Annotated in this window: 29 protein-coding genes; 5 read left to right on the plus strand and 24 right to left on the minus strand. The window is 62.6% G+C overall.

From position 1 onward, the window contains the following. Positions 1 to 29 precede the first annotated feature (29 nt). Complete coding sequence (locus tag VCS63_RS02460; RefSeq protein WP_063641547.1) at positions 30 to 797, minus strand: SDR family NAD(P)-dependent oxidoreductase; 768 nt, start codon at positions 795 to 797, stop codon at positions 30 to 32. Continuing rightward, positions 794 to 2,545 carry an FAD-dependent oxidoreductase gene (locus VCS63_RS02465; RefSeq protein WP_063961637.1) on the minus strand — a complete coding sequence of 584 codons (1,752 nt, stop codon included), beginning with the start codon at positions 2,543 to 2,545 and terminating at the stop codon, positions 794 to 796. Before VCS63_RS02465 ends, VCS63_RS02460 begins: the two co-directional genes overlap by 4 nt. 152 nt (positions 2,546 to 2,697) lie before the next feature. Here VCS63_RS02465 and VCS63_RS02470 point away from each other — a divergent pair, with 152 nt between their 5' ends. Further along, positions 2,698 to 3,546 carry an IclR family transcriptional regulator gene (locus VCS63_RS02470; protein WP_082884676.1) on the plus strand — a complete coding sequence of 283 codons (849 nt, stop codon included), beginning with the start codon at positions 2,698 to 2,700 and terminating at the stop codon, positions 3,544 to 3,546. A gap of 105 nt (positions 3,547 to 3,651) precedes the next feature. On the opposite strand, the gene dsbD is transcribed toward VCS63_RS02470, so the two are convergent. Next, positions 3,652 to 5,550: a protein-disulfide reductase DsbD gene (gene dsbD / locus VCS63_RS02475; RefSeq protein WP_175198684.1), complete on the minus strand. Its 1,899-nt coding sequence runs from the start codon at positions 5,548 to 5,550 to the stop codon at positions 3,652 to 3,654. After that, on the minus strand, positions 5,550 to 5,897 hold the full coding sequence (gene cutA, locus VCS63_RS02480; RefSeq protein WP_054457254.1) for a divalent-cation tolerance protein CutA: 348 nt from the start codon (positions 5,895 to 5,897) through the stop codon (positions 5,550 to 5,552). Before cutA ends, dsbD begins: the two co-directional genes overlap by 1 nt. Positions 5,898 to 6,019: 122 nt before the next feature. Between cutA and VCS63_RS02485 the strand changes: the two genes are divergently transcribed. Further along, the gene (locus VCS63_RS02485) at positions 6,020 to 6,457 is read left to right on the plus strand and encodes an HIT family protein (RefSeq protein WP_323878161.1); all 438 of its coding nucleotides are present in this window, start codon (positions 6,020 to 6,022) and stop codon (positions 6,455 to 6,457) included. Between the two features lie 72 nt (positions 6,458 to 6,529). Here the strand turns inward: VCS63_RS02485 and rplQ are convergent, their stop codons facing one another. The 19 genes from rplQ to VCS63_RS02580 all read right to left on the minus strand — a co-directional run bounded on the left by rplQ (position 6,530) and on the right by VCS63_RS02580 (position 16,712). Continuing rightward, on the minus strand, positions 6,530 to 6,922 hold the full coding sequence (gene rplQ, locus VCS63_RS02490; protein WP_006389635.1) for a 50S ribosomal protein L17: 393 nt from the start codon (positions 6,920 to 6,922) through the stop codon (positions 6,530 to 6,532). Between the two features lie 186 nt (positions 6,923 to 7,108). Continuing rightward, a complete protein-coding gene (locus VCS63_RS02495) occupies positions 7,109 to 8,095 on the minus strand; it encodes a DNA-directed RNA polymerase subunit alpha (RefSeq protein WP_006216514.1) in 987 nt (328 codons plus the stop codon). 215 nt (positions 8,096 to 8,310) lie between these two features. Further along, the gene (gene rpsD / locus VCS63_RS02500; RefSeq protein ID WP_042795921.1) at positions 8,311 to 8,934 is read right to left on the minus strand and encodes a 30S ribosomal protein S4; all 624 of its coding nucleotides are present in this window, start codon (positions 8,932 to 8,934) and stop codon (positions 8,311 to 8,313) included. An 11-nt stretch (positions 8,935 to 8,945) separates the two neighbouring features. Further along, entirely contained in the window at positions 8,946 to 9,347 is a 402-nt protein-coding gene (gene rpsK, locus VCS63_RS02505) for a 30S ribosomal protein S11 (protein ID WP_006216516.1), read from the minus strand. A gap of 15 nt (positions 9,348 to 9,362) precedes the next feature. After that, positions 9,363 to 9,728, minus strand: a complete 366-nt coding sequence (gene rpsM / locus VCS63_RS02510; RefSeq protein WP_006389632.1) for a 30S ribosomal protein S13 — start codon at positions 9,726 to 9,728, stop codon at positions 9,363 to 9,365. Between the two features lie 43 nt (positions 9,729 to 9,771). Further along, on the minus strand, positions 9,772 to 9,885 hold the full coding sequence (gene rpmJ, locus VCS63_RS02515; RefSeq protein WP_003806928.1) for a 50S ribosomal protein L36: 114 nt from the start codon (positions 9,883 to 9,885) through the stop codon (positions 9,772 to 9,774). 34 nt (positions 9,886 to 9,919) lie between these two features. Further along, the gene (gene infA / locus VCS63_RS02520; RefSeq protein WP_003806927.1) at positions 9,920 to 10,138 is read right to left on the minus strand and encodes a translation initiation factor IF-1; all 219 of its coding nucleotides are present in this window, start codon (positions 10,136 to 10,138) and stop codon (positions 9,920 to 9,922) included. An 8-nt stretch (positions 10,139 to 10,146) separates the two neighbouring features. Then, positions 10,147 to 11,472 (minus strand): preprotein translocase subunit SecY, encoded by a 1,326-nt coding sequence (gene secY, locus VCS63_RS02525; protein ID WP_013397001.1) that lies wholly within the window; start codon positions 11,470 to 11,472, stop codon positions 10,147 to 10,149. Positions 11,473 to 11,486: 14 nt separating this feature from the next. Beyond that, positions 11,487 to 11,927, minus strand: a complete 441-nt coding sequence (gene rplO, locus VCS63_RS02530; RefSeq protein ID WP_042795920.1) for a 50S ribosomal protein L15 — start codon at positions 11,925 to 11,927, stop codon at positions 11,487 to 11,489. A gap of 9 nt (positions 11,928 to 11,936) precedes the next feature. Next, on the minus strand, positions 11,937 to 12,122 hold the full coding sequence (gene rpmD, locus VCS63_RS02535) for a 50S ribosomal protein L30 (RefSeq protein WP_042795919.1): 186 nt from the start codon (positions 12,120 to 12,122) through the stop codon (positions 11,937 to 11,939). A 3-nt stretch (positions 12,123 to 12,125) separates the two neighbouring features. After that, entirely contained in the window at positions 12,126 to 12,647 is a 522-nt protein-coding gene (rpsE, locus tag VCS63_RS02540) for a 30S ribosomal protein S5 (RefSeq protein WP_042795917.1), read from the minus strand. A gap of 15 nt (positions 12,648 to 12,662) precedes the next feature. Then, positions 12,663 to 13,028: a 50S ribosomal protein L18 gene (rplR, locus tag VCS63_RS02545; RefSeq protein WP_013397004.1), complete on the minus strand. Its 366-nt coding sequence runs from the start codon at positions 13,026 to 13,028 to the stop codon at positions 12,663 to 12,665. 21 nt (positions 13,029 to 13,049) lie between these two features. Further along, positions 13,050 to 13,583 (minus strand): 50S ribosomal protein L6, encoded by a 534-nt coding sequence (gene rplF, locus VCS63_RS02550; protein ID WP_042795916.1) that lies wholly within the window; start codon positions 13,581 to 13,583, stop codon positions 13,050 to 13,052. A 12-nt stretch (positions 13,584 to 13,595) separates the two neighbouring features. Beyond that, positions 13,596 to 13,991: a 30S ribosomal protein S8 gene (gene rpsH, locus VCS63_RS02555; protein WP_006216525.1), complete on the minus strand. Its 396-nt coding sequence runs from the start codon at positions 13,989 to 13,991 to the stop codon at positions 13,596 to 13,598. 10 nt (positions 13,992 to 14,001) lie between these two features. Further along, the gene (gene rpsN / locus VCS63_RS02560; protein WP_006216527.1) at positions 14,002 to 14,307 is read right to left on the minus strand and encodes a 30S ribosomal protein S14; all 306 of its coding nucleotides are present in this window, start codon (positions 14,305 to 14,307) and stop codon (positions 14,002 to 14,004) included. A gap of 12 nt (positions 14,308 to 14,319) precedes the next feature. Beyond that, positions 14,320 to 14,859, minus strand: a complete 540-nt coding sequence (gene rplE, locus VCS63_RS02565; RefSeq protein WP_042795915.1) for a 50S ribosomal protein L5 — start codon at positions 14,857 to 14,859, stop codon at positions 14,320 to 14,322. 12 nt (positions 14,860 to 14,871) lie between these two features. Continuing rightward, complete coding sequence (gene rplX, locus VCS63_RS02570; protein WP_006389623.1) at positions 14,872 to 15,192, minus strand: 50S ribosomal protein L24; 321 nt, start codon at positions 15,190 to 15,192, stop codon at positions 14,872 to 14,874. A gap of 11 nt (positions 15,193 to 15,203) precedes the next feature. Further along, positions 15,204 to 15,572 carry a 50S ribosomal protein L14 gene (gene rplN, locus VCS63_RS02575; RefSeq protein WP_006216531.1) on the minus strand — a complete coding sequence of 123 codons (369 nt, stop codon included), beginning with the start codon at positions 15,570 to 15,572 and terminating at the stop codon, positions 15,204 to 15,206. Between the two features lie 351 nt (positions 15,573 to 15,923). Further along, positions 15,924 to 16,712 (minus strand): aspartyl/asparaginyl beta-hydroxylase domain-containing protein, encoded by a 789-nt coding sequence (locus VCS63_RS02580; protein WP_063961661.1) that lies wholly within the window; start codon positions 16,710 to 16,712, stop codon positions 15,924 to 15,926. Between the two features lie 157 nt (positions 16,713 to 16,869). Here VCS63_RS02580 and VCS63_RS02585 point away from each other — a divergent pair, with 157 nt between their 5' ends. Further along, positions 16,870 to 18,297, plus strand: a complete 1,428-nt coding sequence (locus VCS63_RS02585; RefSeq protein ID WP_042795914.1) for an NAD-dependent succinate-semialdehyde dehydrogenase — start codon at positions 16,870 to 16,872, stop codon at positions 18,295 to 18,297. Between the two features lie 90 nt (positions 18,298 to 18,387). On the opposite strand, the gene VCS63_RS02590 is transcribed toward VCS63_RS02585, so the two are convergent. Next, the gene (locus VCS63_RS02590) at positions 18,388 to 19,347 is read right to left on the minus strand and encodes a helix-turn-helix domain-containing protein (RefSeq protein ID WP_063641549.1); all 960 of its coding nucleotides are present in this window, start codon (positions 19,345 to 19,347) and stop codon (positions 18,388 to 18,390) included. A gap of 168 nt (positions 19,348 to 19,515) precedes the next feature. On the opposite strand from VCS63_RS02590, the gene VCS63_RS02595 reads away from it, so the two are divergent. Beyond that, the gene (locus tag VCS63_RS02595) at positions 19,516 to 20,412 is read left to right on the plus strand and encodes an alpha/beta hydrolase (RefSeq protein WP_323878254.1); all 897 of its coding nucleotides are present in this window, start codon (positions 19,516 to 19,518) and stop codon (positions 20,410 to 20,412) included. A gap of 12 nt (positions 20,413 to 20,424) precedes the next feature. Then, positions 20,425 to 21,597 carry a substrate-binding domain-containing protein gene (locus tag VCS63_RS02600; protein WP_323878256.1) on the plus strand — a complete coding sequence of 391 codons (1,173 nt, stop codon included), beginning with the start codon at positions 20,425 to 20,427 and terminating at the stop codon, positions 21,595 to 21,597. Position 21,598: the final 1 nt, after the last annotated feature.

Here is a 21,598-nt window from a genome sequence, read left to right on the forward strand (position 1 = left end):
GTCCGGCCCCAGGCGCGCGGAGGCTGCGGCTATACCGCGAGGTAGCCGCCATCCACAGGCAGGGATACGCCTGTCACGTACTCCGCCATCGGCGAAGCCAGGAACACGGCGGGGCCCACCAAGTCTTCGGGCTGTCCCACCCGGCCCAGCGGTATGCGCTGCATGAAATTCGCGAGGCGGCCGGGATCGTCCCGCGTGTACTGCGTCATCGGCGTTTCGATGACGCCCGGAGCGATGGCGTTGACTCGTATGCCGTCGGGCGCAAGGTCGCGCGCCATGGCCTGCGTCATCATCTTCACGCCACCCTTGGACGGCGAATACCCCAGCGTGGCGCCCACGCCGGCGAACGACGCGATGGAGCCCACGTTGATGATGACACCGCGCGTGGCACGCAGCGCCCCCAGAAAGGCATGGATCATGTTGAAGCTGCCGTTCAGGTTCACGTCCAGCACCCGCTTCCAGTTCTCGGCTGCGCGCGGGCTGTCGATGCCCTCGCGGATGAGGATGCCCGCGTTGTTGACCAGTACGTCGATAGGGCCGACTTCCAGCTGCACTTGCGCCGCCACGGCCGCGCAAGCCTCGGAGTCCGTCACGTCCAGCACGTGGCTCCAGGCCTCCCCGCCCGCGGCGATGATGGCGTCCGCGGTATGCCTCGCCTTATCGGCCTGCACGTCTGTCGCGACCACGCGCGCGCCGGCGGCCGCCAGCCCCAGCGCCAATGCCCGTCCATTGCCTTGGCCCGCGCCTGTTACCAAGGCTAGCTTGCCCCGCAGCAGTCCTGCCGGCGCGGCGCTCATGCGGCGGCCTGCGCGGGAGCGCCCGTCGCGGGTACGTCCGCCCGAGCCTGGCCGGCGGCAGCAATGCTTTGCCCCGCGATATAGCCAAAGGTCAGCGCCGGGCCCAGTGTGATGCCCGCGCCGGGATAGTTGCCGCCCATAATGCTGCAAGCATCATTGCCCACGGCGTACAGGCCGCGAACGACTACGCCTTGTTCATTCAAGACGCGACCCTCGCCATCGACCTTCAGGCCCGCGAACGTACCAATGTCGCCGATCATGACCTTGATCGCGTAATACGGCCCCTTCACTATCGGCGCGACGCAGGGATTCGGACCGTGCAGCGCGTCGCCTTGATATCGGTTGTAGGCTTTGCTGCCCTTGCCGAACTGTGGATCGCGCCCCAGCACCGCCTCCCGATTGAATGCCTCGACCGTCTGGCGCAAGCTGCCGGCGTCGATACCTGTTTTCTGCGCCAGTTCCGCGACCGATGCGCCGCGCGTCAGATAGCCGGTATCCAGATAGCGCTTGATCGGCAGCGGAAATGGCGCAGCGCTCCCCAGGCCGTATTTGCGCAAGGTCTTGTGGTCGCAGATCAGCCAGGCGCAGGTCTCGCCCTGCCCTTCACATGCGCGCACCATCTCTTGCACGAAGTCATGGTACGAGCTGCCTTCGTTGGTAAAGCGCTTTCCGTTGCGCGTGACGGCGATGACCCCCGGCTTGGCGCGATCGATGAAGTGCGGCATGTAGCCCGGACTGCCATCCTTGCGCGTCACCACGGACACCGGCACCCACGCGGCGGCATTGGGCAAATCGGTGTTGACCTGTCCGCCCGCGCTCTCAGCCAGGCGTAGCCCGTCCCCGGTGTTTCCCGCTGGCGACGGCGAATAGTGTTCCGTGCCGTTGGGCGCATGCGCGTACAGGCGTTTGCGCCGCTCGATGTCATAGGGAAAGCCCCCGGAAGCCAGCACCACGGCACGCGCGGCACGCACGCGCACCGTCGCTCCGTCACGCTGCACCACCGCGCCATGGACGGTGCCGTCCTCGATGATGAGCGACTTGGCCGGCGCATTCAGCCATAGAGGCACGCCCAGTTTGAATGCCGACGCGGCCAGGCGGCCGGCCAGCGCATTGCCGTTGGTCAAAGTCATCCCGCGGCCATGCTTGAGCACATCCAGGAAATGCCGGGACAGGCGCTTGGCCACGTACCAGGCCGAAGCCAGGGAGCGCGTGGCCCGCATGAAATGCACGATTTCCTTGCCTGAACCCAGCATCATGCCGAATACCGTCAGCTCGGGCAGCGCCGGCGCCAGGTCGCGGATATGGGCGCCAAGCTTGCGGCCGTCATAAGGCCTCGCCACCATCGAACGCCCACCCTGCTTTCCGCCTGGCGCTTCCGCGTGATAGTCGGGAAACACCAAGGGCATGTCGAACTGGACTTCGGTATTCGACGTAAAGAAATCCACAGCGCGCGGACCATGCTCGAGAAACGCGTCGACCCGTTCAGCGTTGTAGCTGTCGCCGGCCTCATGGCGCAGATAGGCCCGCCCCTCGTCCGGGGTTTCATGTATGCCCTGCATCTTGGCCAGCGACGTGCCCGGAATCCAGAGCCAGCCCCCCGAGCGCGCGGTGGAGCCGCCGAAGCGCGGCTCTTTTTCAACGATAAGGACCTTCAGGCCCGCAGTGGCCGCAGTGATTGCCGCGGCCATGCCCGACGCGCCCGACCCGACCACCAACACGTCGCAATCGTATTGACGAGAATCTTCCACGTTGTCTCCATACCCTTTGACGGCCTGCTCCCGATCGCGGGATCGAGGCGGCCTTCTTATTCTTTCGACTGTAGATAAGGCATTTGATAATGTCAATATGGTTCACGATTAGCGAAAGTACTAACATAGGCAATCTCATTCGATAAAAGAAAATGGCCACCAGACCCAGCTCCGGCAAGCGCAATGCCGACCACACCCCAGCTCCGCCGCCCCGCAGGCGCGGTATCCAGTCCATCGAAGTCGGCGGCAAGATCCTGCTGGCGTTGCTGGAACACTCGTCCGCGCTGCCGCTGGGCGCGCTGGCCAAGGCGGCGGGCATGTCGGGCGCCAACGCCCATGCTTATCTCGTCAGCTATGGCAACCTGGGCCTGGTACGGCAAGACCCCAACACCGGCGAATACGAGCTGGGTCCGCTCGCGCTGCAGCTGGGCCTGGCAGCGCTGCATCGGCTGGACCCCATCAAGATCGCCGTGCCCATGACGCGCGAGTTCGCGGAAAGAACCGGGCAGACCATCGCCATCGCCGTGCTTGGCAACCTGGGGCCGGTCATCGTGCATCTGCACGAATCCAACTATCCCATCCACGTCAACATGCGCACCGGCACCGTCATGTCGCTGACCAACACAGCGACCGGCAAGGTATTCGCCGCGTTGCTACCGCCAAAGAAAATAGAAAGCCTGCTGCACGAAGACCATCTGCGCCTGGGCTCGGTGCCCTCATTGGGCAAGACGGAAAAATTCGAGCGGACCCTGCGTGAAGTCCGTCAGCGCGGCATTGCCCGCGCCGTCGGCGATCCCATTCCGGGCATCAATGGCCTGAGCGCACCGGTGTTCGACTCCAACGGCAACGTGGTGCTGGTGATCACCGCTATCGGCGCGGCCGGCGTGTTCGATGTGCGCTGGACCAGTCCGCTCATCGACGACCTCAAGCGCTGCGCCGATGCCATATCGGCGGAACTGGGCTGGCAGAACCGCGACGTACGCGCGACGCGCCAGGGCTGAAGCCAATCCACCAAACAGCCCCAAACGGCAAAAGGCCGCTCCACGGACGGGTCCGTGGAGCGGCCTTTGGGCACGGCGGGCAACTTGCGGCAAGGCCGCCGCGCATCAGCGCAACAGCACCTTGTCGAGCGATTCAGTAAAGCGCTTGGCGTCCTGGAAACCGACCACGCGCGCGTCAGGCAGCTCCTTGCCGCCTGGTTCGAAAAACATGATTCCCGGCGGCCCGAACAGGCGGAAACGCTTGAGCAGCGCGCGGTCATCGGCATTGTTCGCGGTCACGTCGGCCTGTACCAGCAGCATGCCTGCCATGCGTTGAGCGACGCCGGGATCAGTAAACGTAAACCGCTCCATCTCGCGGCACGACACGCACCAGTCCGCGTAGAAATCCAGCATGACCGGCTGGCGGCTTTGCGCCAGCAAGGCATCCAGTTCGGCATTGTTGCGCACGCGGGTAAAGTGCACTTCGCCGCTGTTGGCTGCCACGCCTGCAGGTGCGTCGGTGCGCGCGGCCAGATGCGACAGCGGTTGCAACACATCGCGTCCGCCGCTTGCCGCGCCAATGAGCCAGGCAGCCGCCGCCAGCGCCAGCAACAGACCCACGCCCTTGCCGAACATGCGCGCCGAACCTGCGCCTTCCGGCAAGGCATCGAACGCCCGCAGCATCACCGCAGCAACAACGGCCAGGAATGCCCAACCCGTCATCTGCACCCAGGTCGGCACCACCGGAATCAGCATCCACCAGGCCGTGGCCAGCAACAACATGCCGAACAGGCGCTTCACGCCATCCATCCAGGGTCCGGCCTTCGGCAGCAAAGCGCCGGAGGATGCGCCTACGATCAATAGCGGCACACCCATGCCCCATGCCATCGCGAATAGGGCCGATCCACCCAGCACCACATCGCCCGTCTGCGAGATATACAACAACGCGCCCGCGAGCGGAGCAGCCACGCAAGGTCCAACGATCAGCGCAGACAAGGCGCCCATCACCAGCGCGCCCGTGTAGCGTCCGCCCGGAATACGGGCAGAGCGCTGCGATAGCCAGCCCTGGATGCCGGCGGGCATCTGGAACGTGAAGGCATCGAACATCGCCAGTGCCAGCACCGCCAGCAGGATCGCAAACAAGCTCAGGATCCACGGCGTCTGCAGCCAGGCGGCCAGCCCGGCCCCGCTCAATCCCGCCGCCACGCCCAGCGCGGTGTAGACAACAGACATGCCCAGCACGTAGGTGGCGGCCAGCGCCAAGCCGCGGCCGCGGGACGGCTTGGCCTGCGCGGCGCCGCCCAACACAATGGACGACAGGATGGGAATCATAGGCAGCACGCAAGGCGTGAAGGCCAGTAGCAGGCCCAGCACCAGGAACACACCCGCGGTCTTGACCCAGCCGAGGCCGCCCAGGGCGTCGGCCAGTCCAGTATCGCCGGCATTGACCAGCGCGCCGAATCCACCGGACGCGCTGGACGCGCCGGTGGCGGCTGCTGCGGCACCGCCCGGTCCGGCGAGGGCATAGCCACCGGCTACCGGCGTGAGTTTCACGCTACTGTCCATGGGTGGATAACACAACCCCGCGTCAGCGCAGCCCTGTGCCGTCACGGTCAAAGTGAAGGGCTGTCCGCCCGCAGCCACCGGCACGCGGATCACCACGTCCTGGTGGAACACCTCCATGTCCTTCTCGAAGGTCGGGTCGTACTTGACCTCGCCCTTGGGATAGATCGCGTCGCCCAGAGTTGCGGCGCCGATGGGGCTGATGGTGATACCGAAGCGTTCCCGGTACATGTAGTAGCCGGGCGCCACGCGATAGCGCAATTCCAGCGTTTCAGGCGCCACCATCTCCGCGCTGAATATGAAGGCCTTCTCGGGCTCAAGAAACTCGGCCTCGGCACGCGCGGCCGTTTGCCAGCCCAACAACAGCAGCATCATGGCCAGCAAGGCCAGCCACTGCCTGAAGAAGGCGCGCGACGCGCAGGACTCGCGCCGAAGCGCGCCGATACCGGCTAGTTGCAACATCAGTCTCTCTTGTTCTGCGTGACGGCCGTCTGTTCGCGCACCCAGTCCAGATAGGGCGCCGCGCCGCCGATGACAGGCAGCACAATGATCTCGGGCACATCGTAGGGATGCATCTGCGCCAAGGCCTGCACTACAGCCTGGTGGCGCGCGTATGTGGTCTTGATGTGGATGGGGATTTCCTCCGCCCCTTCGACTTCTCCTTTCCACATGTAGATGGACAGGCCGGGCGCGCCAAGGTTCACGCACGCGGCAAGACCGTCTTCGACCAGGACATGCGCAATCCGCTTGGCCAACAGCAGGTCGGGCGCATTGCTGATGACCAGCACAACGTCGTCATCTCGCAACATGAAGGCTCCTCGGGATACCCGTATGGGACGTAACTCGGGGTATTTTATCGGTATTGCGGCCATCGTCCGGATTCGCCGGGCCCGCACGCGCCGCCATGCAACCCGCTACCAACGAGGCACGCATGTCCGATAACTGTCTGTTCTGCCGTATCGCACGCCACGAAATCCCCGCGCACGTGGTCCACGAAGATGACCGCCTGCTGGCGTTTCTCGATATCCACCCTGTGCGCCCCGGACACACGCTCATCATCCCCAAGCAGCACTATCCCTATTACGAGGACATGCCGGCCGATCTGGCGGGCAGTATCCTCAATCTGGGGCAGAAGCTCGGGCGCCACATGAAGCGCCTGTATGACGTGGAACGCGTGGGCTTCGGCTTCACGGGCATCCACGTGGCGCACGCGCATGCGCACGTCATCCCCATGCATCATCCGCAAGACGTCACGTCCACCCAGTACATCGAGCAACAGAACCTGACTTTCACCATGCCGCCCCAGCCTGCAGCAGAGGCGCTGGCCGAGACTGCCGCGCAATTGCGGGGCGAACTGCACGCCTCGTGATCCTAGGCGGCCGGCCAAAAAAACAAGGGCGGGTCCGAAGACCCGCCCTTGTCGCTTATCGAGCTACCGAGATTACTCGGCGCTGTCCTCAGCGGCTTCATCGACTTCCGGACGGTCAACCAGTTCCATGAAAGCCATGGGAGCGTTGTCGCCTTGACGGAAGCCCATCTTCAGCACGCGGGTGTAGCCGCCGTTGCGGGCCGCGTAGCGCGGGCCGATTTCGGCGAACAGCTTCACCACCGCATCGCGATCGCGCAGACGGGCAAAAGCCAGACGCTTGTTCGCGAGCGTGGGCTCCTTGCCCAGCGTGATCAGGGGTTCGATGACGCGGCGCAATTCTTTCGCCTTCGGCAGCGTGGTCTTGATCGCTTCGTGGGTGATCAACGAAACGGCCATGTTGCGGAACATGGCAAGACGGTGACTGCTGGTGCGGTTGAGCTTACGCAAGCCATTACCGTGACGCATGATAAGTTTCCTTTGAATCTAAAGACGGCGTTTCCGCCATCGGGTTATCCGGCTCTTCTATCAACCTGCAATCAGGCCGCGGTCCGGTAGAAAACGGTGCATTTTACGACGATTTCGCAAACCGGCCGGCACGAGGCCGGCTGGCAGCGGGAGCCCCCCTTCCAGGGATGGCCCCCTTTTCAAGACTTAGGGACGCTCCAGGCCCAGGGGGGGCCAGTTTTCGAGCTTCATGCCCAGCGTCAGGCCGCGTGCGGCCAGCACTTCCTTGATCTCGTTGAGCGACTTGCGACCCAGGTTCGGGGTCTTGAGCAGTTCGTTCTCGGTACGCTGGATCAGGTCGCCGATGTAGTAGATGTTTTCGGCCTTCAGGCAGTTGGCCGAACGCACGGTCAGCTCCAGGTCGTCGACCGGGCGCAGCAGCACCGGATCGATCTGCGGCGTGCCGCGGACCGGGGCTTCGTAGGAATCGCCAGCGCCTTCCAGGGCGGCGAAGACCGAGATCTGGTCCATCAGGATGCGAGCCGACTGGCGCACCGCTTCCTCGGGCGAGATCACGCCGTTGGTTTCGATGTCCAGGACCAGCTTGTCCAGGTCGGTGCGCTGTTCCACGCGGGCGCTTTCAACAGCGTAGCTCACACGGCGAACCGGGCTGAACGAGGCGTCCAGGACGATGCGGCCGATGGTGTGGGTGCGGTCTTCCGACAGCGCGCGCACGTTGCCCGGCACATAGCCGCGGCCCTTTTCAACCTTGATCTGCATTTCCAGCTTGCCTGCATCCGTCAGGTTGCAGATGGCGTGGCCGGGGTTGATGATCTCGACGTCGTGCGGCAGCTCGATGTCGCTGGCCAGCACGGTGCCCGCGCCGGTCTTGCGCAGAACCAGGGTCACTTCGTCGCGGTTGTGCAGCTTGAAGACCACGCCCTTCAGGTTCAGCAGGATGTCGACGACATCTTCGCGAACGCCCGGGATGGTCGAGTATTCATGCACCACGCCCGTCATCTGGACTTCGGTCGGCGCATAGCCGGTCATCGAAGACAGCAGGATGCGGCGCAGGGCGTTGCCCAGCGTATGACCGTAGCCACGCTCGAACGGCTCCATCACGATCTTGGCATGGTGCGTGCCGACCGGTTCGACTTCAATGGAGCGCGGCTTCAGGAAACCTTGAGTGGACATTTACTGTGTTCCTTTTCAATACCCTCGGCTCGTTACACCGATAAGGCTGATGGACAGGGTGAAACTTGAAACGCGGACGGTGCAAAAAACACCGGCCGATACTTACCGCAAAGCCCGCCCCGCCAAAAAGCGGAAAGCGGGCTGCTGCGGGACGTGCAAACGGGTCGCGAGACCAGCTCGCCGGCGCATTGCGAAGGTAGCGCCGGCAGGCCTGATTAACGCGAGTACAGTTCGACGACCATCGATTCGTTGATGTCGCGAGCGACGTCAGCGCGATCGGGGGCCGACTTGAACGTACCGGTCATCTTGGTCGTGTCGACTTCCACCCACTGGGGGATGCCGATGCTGGTGGCCAGATCGAGCGATTCCTTGATACGGCCTTGCTTCTTGGCCTTTTCGCGGATCGAGATCACGTCGCCAGCCTTGACCAGCATCGAAGCGATGTCAGCCGTGTGGCCGTTCAGTTCGATGGCGCGGTGGCTCACCAGCTGGCGAGCTTCGGCGCGCGTCGAGCCGAAGCCCATGCGGTAGACGACGTTGTCCAGACGCGATTCCAGCAGCTGGATCAGCGTTTCGCCGGTGTTGCCACGGCGACGCTCGGCTTCAGCGAAGTACTTGCGGAATTGCTTTTCCAGCACGCCGTACATGCGCTTGAGCTTTTGCTTTTCGCGCAGCTGCAGGCCGTAGTCGGAAGTGCGAGCACCCGAAGTGCGGCCGTGTTGGCCAGGCTTGGAATCCAGCTTGCACTTGGAATCCAGCGAGCGGCGGGCGCTCTTCAGGAACAGATCGGTACCCTCGCGGCGCGAGAGCTTGCATTTGGGTCCAATATAACGTGCCATGTGGATTCCCTTTAGATACGACGACGCTTCGGCGGACGGCAGCCGTTGTGCGGAACGGGCGTGATGTCGGCGATGCTCGAAATCTTGATGCCCAGCGCGTTCAGAGCGCGGACCGACGACTCGCGGCCGGGGCCGGGGCCCTTGATACGCACTTCCAGCGTCTTGATGCCGTACTCCAGCGCGACGCGGCCAGCCGTTTCAGCGGCAACCTGCGCGGCGAACGGGGTCGACTTGCGCGAACCCTTGAAGCCCGCACCGCCCGACGTGGCCCACGACAGTGCGTTGCCCTGACGGTCGGTGATGGTGATGATGGTGTTGTTGAACGAAGCGTGAACGTGCGCGATGCCGTCCGAGACGTTCTTCTTGACCTTTTTGCGCACGCGCGAAGCGCCGCTGGTGGAAGCTTTCGCCATAATCCAGTTCCTCGATTATTTCTTCAGGGACGCAGCAGCACGACGCGGGCCCTTGCGGGTGCGGGCGTTGGTGCGAGTGCGCTGGCCGCGCACGGGCAGGCCGCGCTTGTGGCGCATGCCGCGGTAGGTTCCCAGGTCGATCAAACGCTTGATCGAGAGCTGCACTTCACGACGCAGGTCACCTTCGACCGTGAACACACCAACGTGTTCGCGGACGCGTTCCAGTTCAGCGTCGCTCAGATCCTTGACCTTTTTGTCAAACGGGACGTTTGCCGCTTCGCAGATCTTGCGAGCGCGCGTACGACCGATGCCAAAAATGGCGGTCAGGCCGATCTCGGCGTGCTGATGCGGCGGAATGTTAATGCCAGCAATACGGGCCATGACTGTTCCTTGAATAAATCCGTTGCGTAGTCGCTAACCCGAGTTAGCCTTGACGCTGCTTGTGACGCGGGTCGGTGCAGATAACGCGCACCACGCCGTGACGTTTGATAACTTTGCAGTTGCGGCAGATCCGCTTAACCGATGCCATTACTTTCATGGTTGACTCCTAATTTTCCGTAATCCGGTTCCGCTCATTTGGAGCGGAAAACTATCCTGGCTCGCGTCAGGTCATAGGGCGTGAGCTCCACTGTGACCTTGTCACCCGGCAGGATCCGGATGTAATGCATACGCATCTTGCCGGAAATATGGCCCAACACCACGTGGCCGTTTTCGAGCTTGACGCGAAATGTCGCGTTCGGGAGGTTCTCAAGAACCTCACCTTGCATCTGAATGACGTCGTCCTTGGACATTCTTTTGCTTACCGCATCGGCAAACCCGCACCCTTGAAGTTAGCCTTCTTGAGCAGCGAGTCGTACTGGTGAGACATCATGTAGGCCTGAACCTGCGCCATGAAATCCATCGTCACCACCACAATAATCAACAGAGACGTACCACCGAAGTAGAAGGGGACGTTCCAGCGCATCACCAAGAATTCCGGCAACAGGCACACCAACGTGATGTAGATGGCACCTGCGAGCGTCAAACGCATCAGGATCTTGTCGATGTAGCGCGCCGTTTGTTCGCCCGGACGGATGCCCGGAACAAACGCACCACTCTTCTTCAGGTTGTCCGCCGTTTCGCGGCTGTTGAACACCAGAGCCGTGTAGAAAAAGCAGAAGAAAATAATCGCGACCGAGTACAGCGTGATGTAGAGCGGTTGACGAGGCGAGAGGGCCGCAGCCAGGTCGCTAAGCCAGCGCATGTTCTCACTGCTGGAGAACCAGCTCGTGATCGTGGCCGGGAACAGAATGATCGACGACGCGAAGATCGGCGGAATCACCCCAGCCATGTTCAGCTTCAGCGGCAAGTGCGAGCTTTGACCACCGTAGACCTTGTTGCCGACCTGACGCTTGGCGTAGTTCACCGTGATCTTGCGCTGTCCGCGTTCAACGAACACCACAAAAGCGGTAACCAGCACCACCAGAGCCACGATGAACAGTGCCGAAAGCACGGACATCGAGTTGGTGCGGACCAGGTCCAACAGTGCAGCCAGCGCCGCGGGCAGACCCGCAACGATACCTGCGAAGATCAGGATGGAAATCCCGTTGCCCAGACCACGTTCCGTGATTTGCTCACCCAGCCACATGACGAACATGGTGCCAGTGACCAAGGTCACGACGGTCGTGAAGCGGAACAGCATGCCCGGATCGATCACCAGTCCCTGCTGGGACTCCAACGCTACCGAAATGCCCACAGCCTGCACCAGCGCCAGCACGACTGTGCCGTAGCGGGTGTATTGGGTGATCTTCCGACGGCCGGCTTCGCCCTCTTTCTTGAGCGATTCCAGCGACGGCACCACCACAGACATCAGCTGCATGATGATGGATGCCGAAATGTACGGCATGATCCCCAGGGCAAAAATCGAGAAGCGCGAGAGCGCCCCGCCCGAGAACATGTTGAACAGGCCCAGGATCCCGCCCTGGTTCTGACGGAACAAGTCCGCCAGCGCATCCGGGTTGATGCCCGGCACGGGGATGTGTGTACCCAAACGGTAAACCACCAGGGCGAGCACCAGGAACACGAGGCGGCGCTTCAGATCGCCGTACCGTGCTCCGGTTTTGCCCAATGCCTGCGCGTTAGCCACTCGTCACCTCGTGATCAAGCAAGCGAGCCGCCCGCGGCTTCGATGGCGGCGCGAGCGCCGGCCGTCGCGGTAATGCCCTTGAGCACGACCTTGCGCGAGAGTTCACCCGACTTGATGACCTTGGCGAAACGAACCGCCTGGCCAATCACGCCAGCGGCCTTCAGCACTTGCACGTCGACTTCGTCGATGGGCAGGGCTTGCAGGTCCGACAGACGGACTTCGGCAAACAGGTGCTGGCCGAGCGGGGTGAAACCACGCTTGGGCAGACGACGCTGCAGCGGCATTTGACCGCCTTCGAAGCCAACCTTATGGAAACCGCCCGAGCGCGACTTCTGACCCTTGTGACCACGGCCGGCGGTCTTACCCAGACCCGAACCGATGCCACGGCCGACGCGGCGCTTGGCGTGCTTGCTGCCCTCAGCGGGCTTCAGCGTATTGAGTTGCATATCCGACATGGTGATTCCTTAGGCTTCCGAGACGGAAATGAGATAATCCACCTTACGGATCATCCCACGCACCTCGGGCGTATCGACCAGCACGCGGCTGCTGTTGATGCGGCCCAAGCCCAAACCGCGAACCGTATCACGGTGCGATTGCTTGGTACCGATCACCGAGCGCACGAGGGTCACTTTGATCTGCTTCTGAGCCATGATTTACCCCAGGATTTCTTCGACGGACTTGCCGCGCTTGGCAGCAACATCAGCCGGGGTCAGGGAAGCGCGCAGGCCATTCAACGTGGCGCGAACCATGTTGTAGGGGTTGCTCGAGCCCAGGCTCTTGGCAACCACGTTACGCACACCCATCACTTCGAAAATAGCGCGCATCGGGCCGCCGGCGATGACGCCGGTACCTTCAGCAGCGGGCGAAATCAGCACGGTAGCGGCGCCATGCTTGCCAACCACGGTGTGGTGCAGCGTGCCGTTCTTCAGAGCGACCTTGAACATGCCGCGACGGGCTTGTTCCATAGCCTTCTGAACGGACACCGGCACTTCACGCGCCTTGCCCTTACCCATGCCGATGCGGCCATCGCCATCGCCAACCACGGTCAGCGCGGCAAAGCTCATGGTGCGACCACCCTTGACCACTTTGCTCACGCGGTTGACCGCGATCATCTTTTCGCGGAGGCCGTCATCGTTCTCTTTTTCCGCGGCGTTCTTGCCTTGTACTTTAGCCATTTGACAGATCCTCGCTTAGAACTTCAGGCCGGCTTCACGCGCGGCATCGGCCAGCGCTTTCACGCGGCCATGGTAACGAAAGCCCGAGCGATCGAAAGCGACCAGTTCGATACCGGCAGCCTTGGCCTTTTCGGCCACGCGCTTGCCGACCAGCGACGCAGCGGCTTTGTTGCCGCCCTGACCGGTTTGGCCGGCCAGTTGCGCGCGCACTTCGGCTTCGACCGTCGAGGCGCTGACCAGAACGCGATCGCCTTCCGGCGAAATGATGTTGGCGTAGATGTGCTGGTTCGAGCGGAAAATCGAGAGGCGATGAACGCGCAGCTCGTTGATCTTCCGGCGGGTCGGAACCGCACGACGCAAACGGGAAACTTTTTTGTCCATGATTCGTCCTTGCGTGCGCCGTTATTTCTTCTTGGTTTCTTTGATGACGACGCGTTCGTCCGAGTAACGCACGCCCTTGCCCTTGTAGGGTTCGGGTTCGCGGTACGAACGGATTTCAGCGGCCATCTGACCGACGACTTGCTTGTTGGCGCCCTTGATGACGATTTCCGTCTGGGTCGGGCACTCGGCCTTGATACCAGCCGGCAACTTGTGCAAAACGTCGTGCGAGAAACCGAGCTGCAGCTTAACGGCGTCGCCTTGGATCGAAGCGCGGTAACCCACGCCGACCAGGGTCAGCTTGCGCTCGAAGCCCTTGCTCACGCCCGTGACCATATTGGCCACCAGAGCGCGCACGGTACCCGACATGGCGTTGGCGTGACGGCTGTCGTTGGCGGCAACAAACGTGAGCTTGCCGTTGTCCAACGCAATCGTGACGTCGCCGGTCAGGGCTTGGGTCAAGGTGCCCAGCGGGCCCTTGACGGTGATCTGATCCTGCTGGATGTTGGCTTCAACACCCTTGGGCAGTTCGACCGGATACTTAGCGATACGTGACATTAGAATTTCTCCTTAGGCCACGTAGCACAGCACTTCGCCGCCGACGCCGTTGGCGCGAGCCTTACGGTCGGTCATGACGCCGCGCGAGGTCGAAACGATAGCCACGCCCAGGCCGTTCATGACCTGAGGAATGCTGGTACGGCCCTTGTAGATACGCAGACCGGGGCGCGAAACGCGCTCGATGCGCTCGATGACCGGACGACCAGCGTAGTACTTCAGGGTGATCTCGAGCTCAGGCTTGGCCTGGGTGCCCTTGATTTCAAAGCTGTCGATGTAGCCTTCGTCCTTCAGCACAGCGGCAATGGCCGCCTTCAGCTTCGAGGAGGGCATGCTCACCGTAACTTTGTCCACTTGCTGCGCATTGCGAATGCGGGTCAGCATATCGGCGATGGGATCGCTCATGCTCATATTGTTTCTCCTACCAGCTGGCCTTGGTGATGCCGGGGATTTCACCCTTCATCGCCATTTCACGCAGTTTGTGGCGCGTCAGGCCGAACTTGCGGAACACACCGCGCGGACGACCGGTGACCACGCAACGGTTACGTTGACGCGTCGGGTTGGCATTGCGCGGCAGCTGTTGCAGCTTGAGCCGAGCTTGGTAACGTTCTTCGTCGGTCTTCGACTGATCGTCGATGATCGCCTTCAACTCAGCGCGCTTGGCGGCGAACTTGTCAGCCAGCTTGGCACGCTTGATGTCGCGATTGATGAGGGAAAGTTTAGCCACGTCATCAGCCCCTTAGTTACGGAACGGGAAGCTGAAGGCCGTCAACAGCGCCTTGGCTTCTTCGTCGGTCTTCGCGGTGGTGGTGATGCTGATGTTCAGCCCACGCAGCGCGTCGATCTTGTCGTACTCGATTTCGGGGAAAATGATCTGCTCTTTCACCCCGATGTTGTAGTTGCCACGGCCGTCGAACGCACGACCCGAGATACCGCGGAAGTCGCGCACGCGAGGCAGCGCAACCGCCACCAGGCGATCCAGGAATTCGTACATGCGTTGACCACGCAGCGTGACCATGCAACCGATCGGGTAGTTTTCGCGGATCTTGAACCCGGCGATAGCCTTCTTGGTCTTCGTCACGACGGGCTTTTGCCCGGCGATCTTGGTCAGGTCGCCAACAGCGTGCTCGATGACTTTCTTGTCCGACACCGCTTCCGACACACCCATGTTCAGGGTGATCTTGGTGATGCGCGGCACTTCCATCGTGCTCTTGTAGCCAAACTTGGCCTGCAGGTCGGCAGCGACCTTGTTCTTGTAGAAATCTTGCAAACGAGACATGTCTATCGCCCCTTACGCCTTGGCGCCGACAACGGCACCATTGGAACGGAACACGCGAACCTTGCGGCCTTCGACTTCTTGCACGCCCACGCGATCGCCACGGCCGGTGGCCGGGTTGAACAGCGCGACGTTCGAGATGTGAATCGGCATGGTCTTTTCGACAATCCCGCCCGGGTTGTTAGCCATCGGGTTGGCTTTCACGTGCTTCTTGACGACGTTGACGCCTTCGACCAGGACGTGGTCGGCATCAACGCGGGCCAGCACGGTACCGCGACGCTTCTTGTCGCGGCCGGTCAGGACGATGACTTCGTCGCCTTTACGAATGTTGTTCATCGTAGGGCTCCTTACAGCACTTCCGGGGCCAGCGACACGATCTTCATGAACTTCTCGGTACGCAGTTCACGCGTCACGGGTCCGAAGATGCGGGTGCCGATAGGCTCCAGCTTGGCGTTGAGCAACACGGCGGCATTGCCACCGAAACGAATCAGCGAACCGTCTTTACGGCGCACGCCCTTGGCGGTACGAACCACCACGGCATTGTAAATTTCGCCTTTCTTGACGCGTCCGCGCGGAGCCGCATCTTTGACGCTCACCTTGATGATGTCGCCGATACCGGCATAACGGCGCTTGGAGCCACCGAGCACCTTAATGCACATGACATGACGCGCACCAGTGTTATCGGCCACATCCAGCGTGGTCTGCATTTGGATCATGATTTTTCCTGTTCCAACTTAACTGGAAATACGGTTTTCCCAACAAGGGAACACTGCAATTCCTGCCAGTTTTGGTCCCGTCAGGTCTGCCGCCCTGCTTTAGTGTTGGCACGCCTAGCGCTTTCGCCCTACGCCTGCAACTGGTTGGCAACGCAACGACCCTGGGTTGAAATCCTGCGGGTATTCCCCCAACACGTCGGGTTAACCTGCAAAGGCGCGGGCCAACTCGATCGACAATCTGGGAAAGCTGATAATTCTAACGTGGTTAATTTTTGAGCGCAAGCACTTTGTGTGGATAACGCACAAAAGCCACGCTTCGCTGTCAAGAGGGGAGCGCGAACCATCCGCCCCCTATTTCTGGCGGTAGTAGCCCTTCTCCCAGGCGTCGTGATTGGCCTTGCCGCGGCGGATTTCGTCCGTAAACGGCGCGGCCATGAGCACCAGGCGGTTCAGCCACTTGATCGGTGCCCGGCAGGGTCGCTCGAAGTCCACGAAAAGGACCGCGCGCAGGCCGGATGTATCGTTATGGACCTGGTGAGGGTACAGGTCGTCGAACACCACCGCCCGCCCTTCGCGCCAGCTGTAGCGTTCGCCCCCCACTTCGATCCAGCATTGTTCAGCCGGTTCCGGCACCACCAGGCCGAGGTGCAGGCGTAAGACACCATTGTACGGACCCGTGTGCAGCGGAATGCGCTTGCCTGCCTCCAGGATGGAAAAGAACGCCGTGCGCAGGCCCGGAATCCCCTGCAACGCGCGGGCGGTCGCGGGGCAACGCGCCAAATTGCGTTCAGAGCGCAAGCCGTAGCCCATGAACACGAAGGTCTTCCATTGGTCGTCCGAGGTAATCTGACCCACGTCGGGGGAGATTTCGTGGAAGGCGGGCAGGTGCTGGCGTTCAGCGAGCAGATTCGACAGTTCCGCCCTGATGGCGGGCGCCTGGGCCTCCAGGACGGTCACCCATGGGAACTGGCCGTTGTCGAAGATCGGCCGGTCGCCGACCAGCGACGCCTGGGCGATGCGGTTGCGCAACCAGTCTATGAAGCGAAAAAAGGTGCGCGAGTAAAAACTGGGCTTGCCGGGCGGACGCGCATCGATGGGTTGCACAATAAGTAGCCGGATGGACAGCCAAAGATGCACCATTTTGTCGATGCAGCGGCCGCCACGCAAGACTTGACGCCCACATATTGGCTCCAATGCGCCGTCCGGCATTGGCCCTCCCCGCCGCGGACAAGCTGGTTTAGACTGGCGTGGGCGACAGTGATCGCTATCCACTCCTATTTCGCAAGGGAAGACAGGCATGTATGAACAGTTGGCGCTGTATATCGACGGCGAATTCGTCGCCGGAGAGGGCAGGCGCACCCAGGACGTCATCAACCCGGCCACGCTGGAAGTTCTCGGCCAGCTGCCCCACGCCACCGAAGCGGATCTGGATCGCGCGCTAGCCGCCGCCCAGCGCGCGTTCGAGTCGTGGAAGAAATCCTCTCCCATGGACCGTTCGGCCATCCTGCGCAAGGTCGCGACGCTGTCGCGCGAGCGCGCCCAGGAAATCGGCCGCAACATGACGCTGGACCAGGGCAAGCCGCTGGCCGAAGCCGTAGGCGAGGTCACCTCCTGCGCCGAGCACGCCGACTGGCACGCCGAGGAATGCCGCCGCATCTACGGCCGTGTGGTCCCGCCGCGCAATCCTGACGTGCGCCAGATCGTGGTCCGCGAACCCATCGGCGTCTGCGCCGCGTTCACGCCCTGGAATTTCCCCTACAACCAGGCCATCCGCAAGATCGCCGCCGCCATCGGCGCAGGCTGCACCGTGGTGCTGAAGGGTCCGGAAGATTCGCCGAGCGCCGTGATGGCAATCGCCCGCATGTTCCATGACGCCGGCCTGCCCAAGGGCTGCCTGAACATCGTCTGGGGCGAACCCGCCAAGATTTCGGACTACCTGATCCGTTCGCCGATCGTGCGCAAAGTGTCGTTCACGGGCTCCGTGCCGGTGGGCAAGCAACTGGCCGCGCTGGCTGGCGCCCACATGAAGCGCGTCACCATGGAACTGGGCGGCCACTCGCCCGTGCTGGTGTTCGATGACGCCGACATCGACCGCGCCGCCACCATGCTGGCCAAGTTCAAGATCCGCAACGCCGGTCAGGTCTGCGTGTCGCCCACCCGCTTCTACGTGCAGAACGGCGCCTACGAACAGTTCCTCGCGCGCTTCTCCGAAGTGCTGAAGAACATCAAGGTAGGCGACGGCCTGGAAGCCGGCACCGACATGGGCCCGCTGGCGCACGAGCGCCGCGTTCCGGCCATGAGCGCTTTCATCGACGATGCCAAGAAGCATGGCGGCAAGGTCGTGGTCGGCGGCGGCCCGCTGGACCGCAAGGGCTTCTTCTTCGCCCCCACGGTCGTGACCGACCTGCCCGACAACTCGATGCTGATGACCGAAGAACCCTTCGGCCCGGTCGCGCCGGTGGTCCGCTTCACGGATACCGATGAAGTGCTCAAGCGCGCCAACAGCCTGCCGTTCGGCCTGTCGTCCTACGTGTTCACCAACTCGCTGCAGACCGCCACCAAGGTCTCCAACGGCCTGGAAGCGGGCATGGTCAACATCAACCATTTCGGCAGCGCCCTGGCCGAGACGCCCTTCGGCGGCATCAAGGACAGCGGCATCGGCAGCGAAGGCGGCCTGGAAACGTTCGACGGCTACCTGGTCACGAAGTTCATCACGCACATCTGACCTGGCGCTTTCGCCACGAAAAAGCCCCGCGGTTTTCCGCGGGGCTTTTTTTTGCCCTGCCGCGCGGCACAGGCAGACTTGGCGGTTCGATCAGGAACTCGCCCGCAAGTCGCGCGGCGTCATGCCGAAGCGGCGCTTGAACAAACGGCTGAAATGCGAGGGATGGGAAAAACCCACCTGATAGGCCAACTCGGCGATGCTGCGATGCCTGTGCTGCGGGTTCAAGAGCAGTTCACGGCACTTGTCGAGCCGCTGGTCAAAAATAAAGGATTCGGCCGACAGCCCGCCCGCGCGCAGGATACGGTGCAGATAGGCCACCGAAATGCCGCAGCCTTGCGCCACCTGCTGCGGCGACAACGCCGGATCCGCCAGATGCTGGCGGATGTAGGCCAGCACGCGCTGGCGGTGCGCCAGCGTGACGCTGCTGTCCGACTCCGATGCATGCCCCTGCCCTGACTGCACCAGGAACAGCACGATCAGGTCGATCAGGCGCTCGCCGAGTTCCGCCACCTCCACATCCGACCAGCCATCCACGCCCTTGAACAGATGGTCCATGTAACTGGCCAGCAAGGCGCCGCGAGGCGAGCCGTCATCGACCCGCAACTTGTAGAAAGCACCGATGCGGGAATCACGCTGCAGCAGCGCGCTGCGCGGGAACGATACGCTCAGGCTGCGATAGCCGGCCGCGCCCTGCGCCGTCGCCTGATAGGGCAGGCTCTGGTTCATCAGATAGACGCAGCCAGGCTCGACCTGGAACTCCCGGCCTTGCTGCTGCACGGCCAGCGGTCCGGCCAATGGCAGGCCGAAGGTATAGAACTCCTGGTCCAGACGCGACACGTTGCCGGCGGTCCGTTCCAGCTTCTGCCCCTGGTAATGCAGATCGTTGAACTGCAGGCTGCCCCGGCGCGCGTAGCGCACATGGCCGGCGAAATTGTCGGGCCGGCCGCCATGCACCTCGAACGGTCCGAACGCGTCCGACAGGGCCGCGCGCCATTCGTCGCGCCGGTCAGCGCCAGCGCTGGCCGAAATGGCGAATTCCGTATCGGACATGGCTCGGTCTCCTTGGACGCCCGCGCCGCAGGCGGGCGCTCGTGATCCTGCGTCTACATATTCTTGACTCACCCTGCTCCGGGGTGTCCGGCGTCTTGAAGGCGCACTTGGCGCAAGTCTATATTCAGCCCGATAAGCACACAACCTGGACAACCCGGGAGGAGACCCATGGCACCTGCGTCCGCATCGGCCAGCCGCCACGCGCCCGCTTCGCGCTATCTGCGCTGCGCAGGCCGCGAGCTGCACTACACCGAATGGGGCGCCCCTCACGCGCCCGCCGTCATCATGTGGCACGGCCTGGCCCGCACGGGCAGGGACTTCGACGACCTGGCACAGGCGCTTGCAGACGACTATCGCGTCATCTGTCCGGATACGATTGGCCGCGGTCTCTCGCAATGGAGCTCCGACCCTGTCGCCGAGTACCGGCTGGACTTCTACGCCACGCTTGCCCGCGCCCTGGTGGACGGCCTGTCGCTGGAACGCGTGCGCTGGGTCGGCACCTCCATGGGCGGGGCCACCGGCATGCACGCCGCCGCCACCACCTTGCGCAACCGGATTTCCCACCTGGTCGTGAACGATATCGGGCCCGAGCTTCCGCAACCCGCCATCGACCGCATCGTCGCGTATGTGGGCGCGCCGCCGGCCTTCGATACCGTAACGGAACTGGAAGCCTGGCTGCGCATCGCCTACAAGCCCTATGGATGGCAGAGCGACGAACAATGGCGCCGGATGGCCGAAACCTCGGTGCGCCGGCTGCCGGACGGCCGCGTTACGCTGCACTATGACCCGGCCATCGTCGGCCAGTTCAGCAACCATCCGGACGACTACGATCGCTGGAGCGGTTACGACTCGCTGAACATGCCACTGCTATTGCTGCGCGGCGTCGATTCGGACCTGCTGCTGCCCGAGGTCGCCGATGCCATGACCCGCCGCGGACCGCGCGCCCAGCGCATCGACTTCCCCGGCTGCGGCCACGCCCCCGCCCTGAACGTCGCGCCCCAGATCGACGCCATCCGACATTTCCTTGCCACGCCGGACCACACGGCTGCTGTCCGCCACCAATAACAGGAGACTCCCATGAAACGCGTCCTGCTCGCCGCGCTCGCCGGCCTCTGCATGAACTCTGCGATAGCAGCGAAAGATTTCGTCGTTGCCCACGTCTATGACAAGACCGGCCCGCTGGAAGCCTATGCCAAACAGACTCAAAACGGCCTGATGCTGGGATTGGAGTACGCGACGCAAAGCACCATGACGGTGGCAGGCCGCAAGATCCGCGTCATTGAAAAGGACAACCAGGGCAAGCCCGACGTGGCGCGTGCACAGCTGGCCTCCGCCTATGCCGACGACAACGCCGATATCGCGGTGGGTCCCACCTCATCGGGCGTCGCGCTAGCCATGCTGCCGATCGCCGAGGAATACGAGAAGATCCTCCTGGTTGAACCCGCCGTGGCGGATTCGATCACCGGCGACAAGTGGAACAAGTACATCTTCCGCACCGGCCGCAACTCTTCGCAAGACGCCATCGCCAACGCGGTCGCCTTCGACCAGGCAGGCACCTCGATCGCCATGCTGGCGCAGGACTATGCCTTCGGTCGCGACGGGGTCAAGGCCTTCAAGGGCGCGCTAAAGAACGCCAAGATCGTGCATGAGGAATACCTGCCCGCCAACGCGACCGACTTCACTGCCGGCGCGCAGCGCCTGTTCGATGCGCTGAAGGACAAGCCGGGCCGCAAGATCATCTTCATTCTCTGGGCCGGCGCAGGCAATCCGTTCAAGATCGCCGACCTGGACCCCAAACGCTTCGGCATCGAGATCGCCACGGGCGGCAATACGCTGGCCGCCATGACGCCGCTGAAGTCGCTGGCCGGCATGGAAGGCGCCACCTATTACTACTACGGCATCCCCAAGAACCCGATCAACGACTGGCTGGTGGCGGAACATCAGAAGCGCTATGGTCAGCCGCCAGACTTCTTCACGGCGGGCGGCATGGCTTCGGGGATCGCGATCGCAACCGCGCTGGCCAAGACCAATGGCAATTCCGACACCGACACTCTGATCAAAGCCATGGAAGGCATGAGCTTCGATACGCCGAAGGGCAAAATGACCTTCCGTCCCGAGGACCACCAGGCCATGCAGTCCATGTACCACTTCCGGATCAAGAACGATCCGTCCGTGCCTTGGGCCGTGCAAGATCTGGTGAAGGAAATCACGCCGGACCAGATGTCGGTGCCGATCCAGAACAAACGCTGAG

It is taken from the genome of Achromobacter sp. D10, assembly GCF_035282245.1.
GTDB classification, from domain to species: Bacteria; Pseudomonadota; Gammaproteobacteria; order Burkholderiales; family Burkholderiaceae_B; genus Achromobacter; species Achromobacter insolitus.

Excerpts from the sequence above, each read along its gene's own strand:
- dsbD (WP_175198684.1), bottom strand. The coding sequence starts at position 5,550 with ATGTTGCAACTAGCCGGTATCGGCGCGCTTCGGCGCGAGTCCTGCGCG.
- rplO (WP_042795920.1), bottom strand. The coding sequence starts at position 11,927 with ATGTCGGATATGCAACTCAATACGCTGAAGCCCGCTGAGGGCAGCAAG.
- VCS63_RS02580 (WP_063961661.1), bottom strand. The coding sequence starts at position 16,712 with ATGGTGCATCTTTGGCTGTCCATCCGGCTACTTATTGTGCAACCCATC.
- VCS63_RS02585 (WP_042795914.1), top strand. The coding sequence starts at position 16,870 with ATGTATGAACAGTTGGCGCTGTATATCGACGGCGAATTCGTCGCCGGA.
- rpsH (WP_006216525.1), bottom strand. The coding sequence starts at position 13,991 with ATGAGCATGAGCGATCCCATCGCCGATATGCTGACCCGCATTCGCAAT.
- rpsE (WP_042795917.1), bottom strand. The coding sequence starts at position 12,647 with ATGGCTAAAGTACAAGGCAAGAACGCCGCGGAAAAAGAGAACGATGAC.
- rpmD (WP_042795919.1), bottom strand. The coding sequence starts at position 12,122 with ATGGCTCAGAAGCAGATCAAAGTGACCCTCGTGCGCTCGGTGATCGGT.
- VCS63_RS02485 (WP_323878161.1), top strand. The coding sequence starts at position 6,020 with ATGTCCGATAACTGTCTGTTCTGCCGTATCGCACGCCACGAAATCCCC.
- VCS63_RS02600 (WP_323878256.1), top strand. The coding sequence starts at position 20,425 with ATGAAACGCGTCCTGCTCGCCGCGCTCGCCGGCCTCTGCATGAACTCT.
- rpmJ (WP_003806928.1), bottom strand. The coding sequence starts at position 9,885 with ATGAAAGTAATGGCATCGGTTAAGCGGATCTGCCGCAACTGCAAAGTT.
- rplR (WP_013397004.1), bottom strand. The coding sequence starts at position 13,028 with ATGGACAAAAAAGTTTCCCGTTTGCGTCGTGCGGTTCCGACCCGCCGG.
- rplE (WP_042795915.1), bottom strand. The coding sequence starts at position 14,859 with ATGTCTCGTTTGCAAGATTTCTACAAGAACAAGGTCGCTGCCGACCTG.
- rplQ (WP_006389635.1), bottom strand. The coding sequence starts at position 6,922 with ATGCGTCACGGTAATGGCTTGCGTAAGCTCAACCGCACCAGCAGTCAC.
- rplX (WP_006389623.1), bottom strand. The coding sequence starts at position 15,192 with ATGAACAACATTCGTAAAGGCGACGAAGTCATCGTCCTGACCGGCCGC.
- VCS63_RS02590 (WP_063641549.1), bottom strand. The coding sequence starts at position 19,347 with ATGTCCGATACGGAATTCGCCATTTCGGCCAGCGCTGGCGCTGACCGG.
- rpsD (WP_042795921.1), bottom strand. The coding sequence starts at position 8,934 with ATGGCACGTTATATTGGACCCAAATGCAAGCTCTCGCGCCGCGAGGGT.
- rplN (WP_006216531.1), bottom strand. The coding sequence starts at position 15,572 with ATGATCCAAATGCAGACCACGCTGGATGTGGCCGATAACACTGGTGCG.
- VCS63_RS02470 (WP_082884676.1), top strand. The coding sequence starts at position 2,698 with ATGGCCACCAGACCCAGCTCCGGCAAGCGCAATGCCGACCACACCCCA.
- rplF (WP_042795916.1), bottom strand. The coding sequence starts at position 13,583 with ATGTCACGTATCGCTAAGTATCCGGTCGAACTGCCCAAGGGTGTTGAA.
- rpsK (WP_006216516.1), bottom strand. The coding sequence starts at position 9,347 with ATGGCGAAAGCTTCCACCAGCGGCGCTTCGCGCGTGCGCAAAAAGGTC.
- VCS63_RS02460 (WP_063641547.1), bottom strand. The coding sequence starts at position 797 with ATGAGCGCCGCGCCGGCAGGACTGCTGCGGGGCAAGCTAGCCTTGGTA.
- VCS63_RS02595 (WP_323878254.1), top strand. The coding sequence starts at position 19,516 with ATGGCACCTGCGTCCGCATCGGCCAGCCGCCACGCGCCCGCTTCGCGC.
- VCS63_RS02495 (WP_006216514.1), bottom strand. The coding sequence starts at position 8,095 with ATGTCCACTCAAGGTTTCCTGAAGCCGCGCTCCATTGAAGTCGAACCG.
- infA (WP_003806927.1), bottom strand. The coding sequence starts at position 10,138 with ATGTCCAAGGACGACGTCATTCAGATGCAAGGTGAGGTTCTTGAGAAC.
- rpsM (WP_006389632.1), bottom strand. The coding sequence starts at position 9,728 with ATGGCCCGTATTGCTGGCATTAACATTCCGCCGCATCAGCACGCCGAG.
- cutA (WP_054457254.1), bottom strand. The coding sequence starts at position 5,897 with ATGTTGCGAGATGACGACGTTGTGCTGGTCATCAGCAATGCGCCCGAC.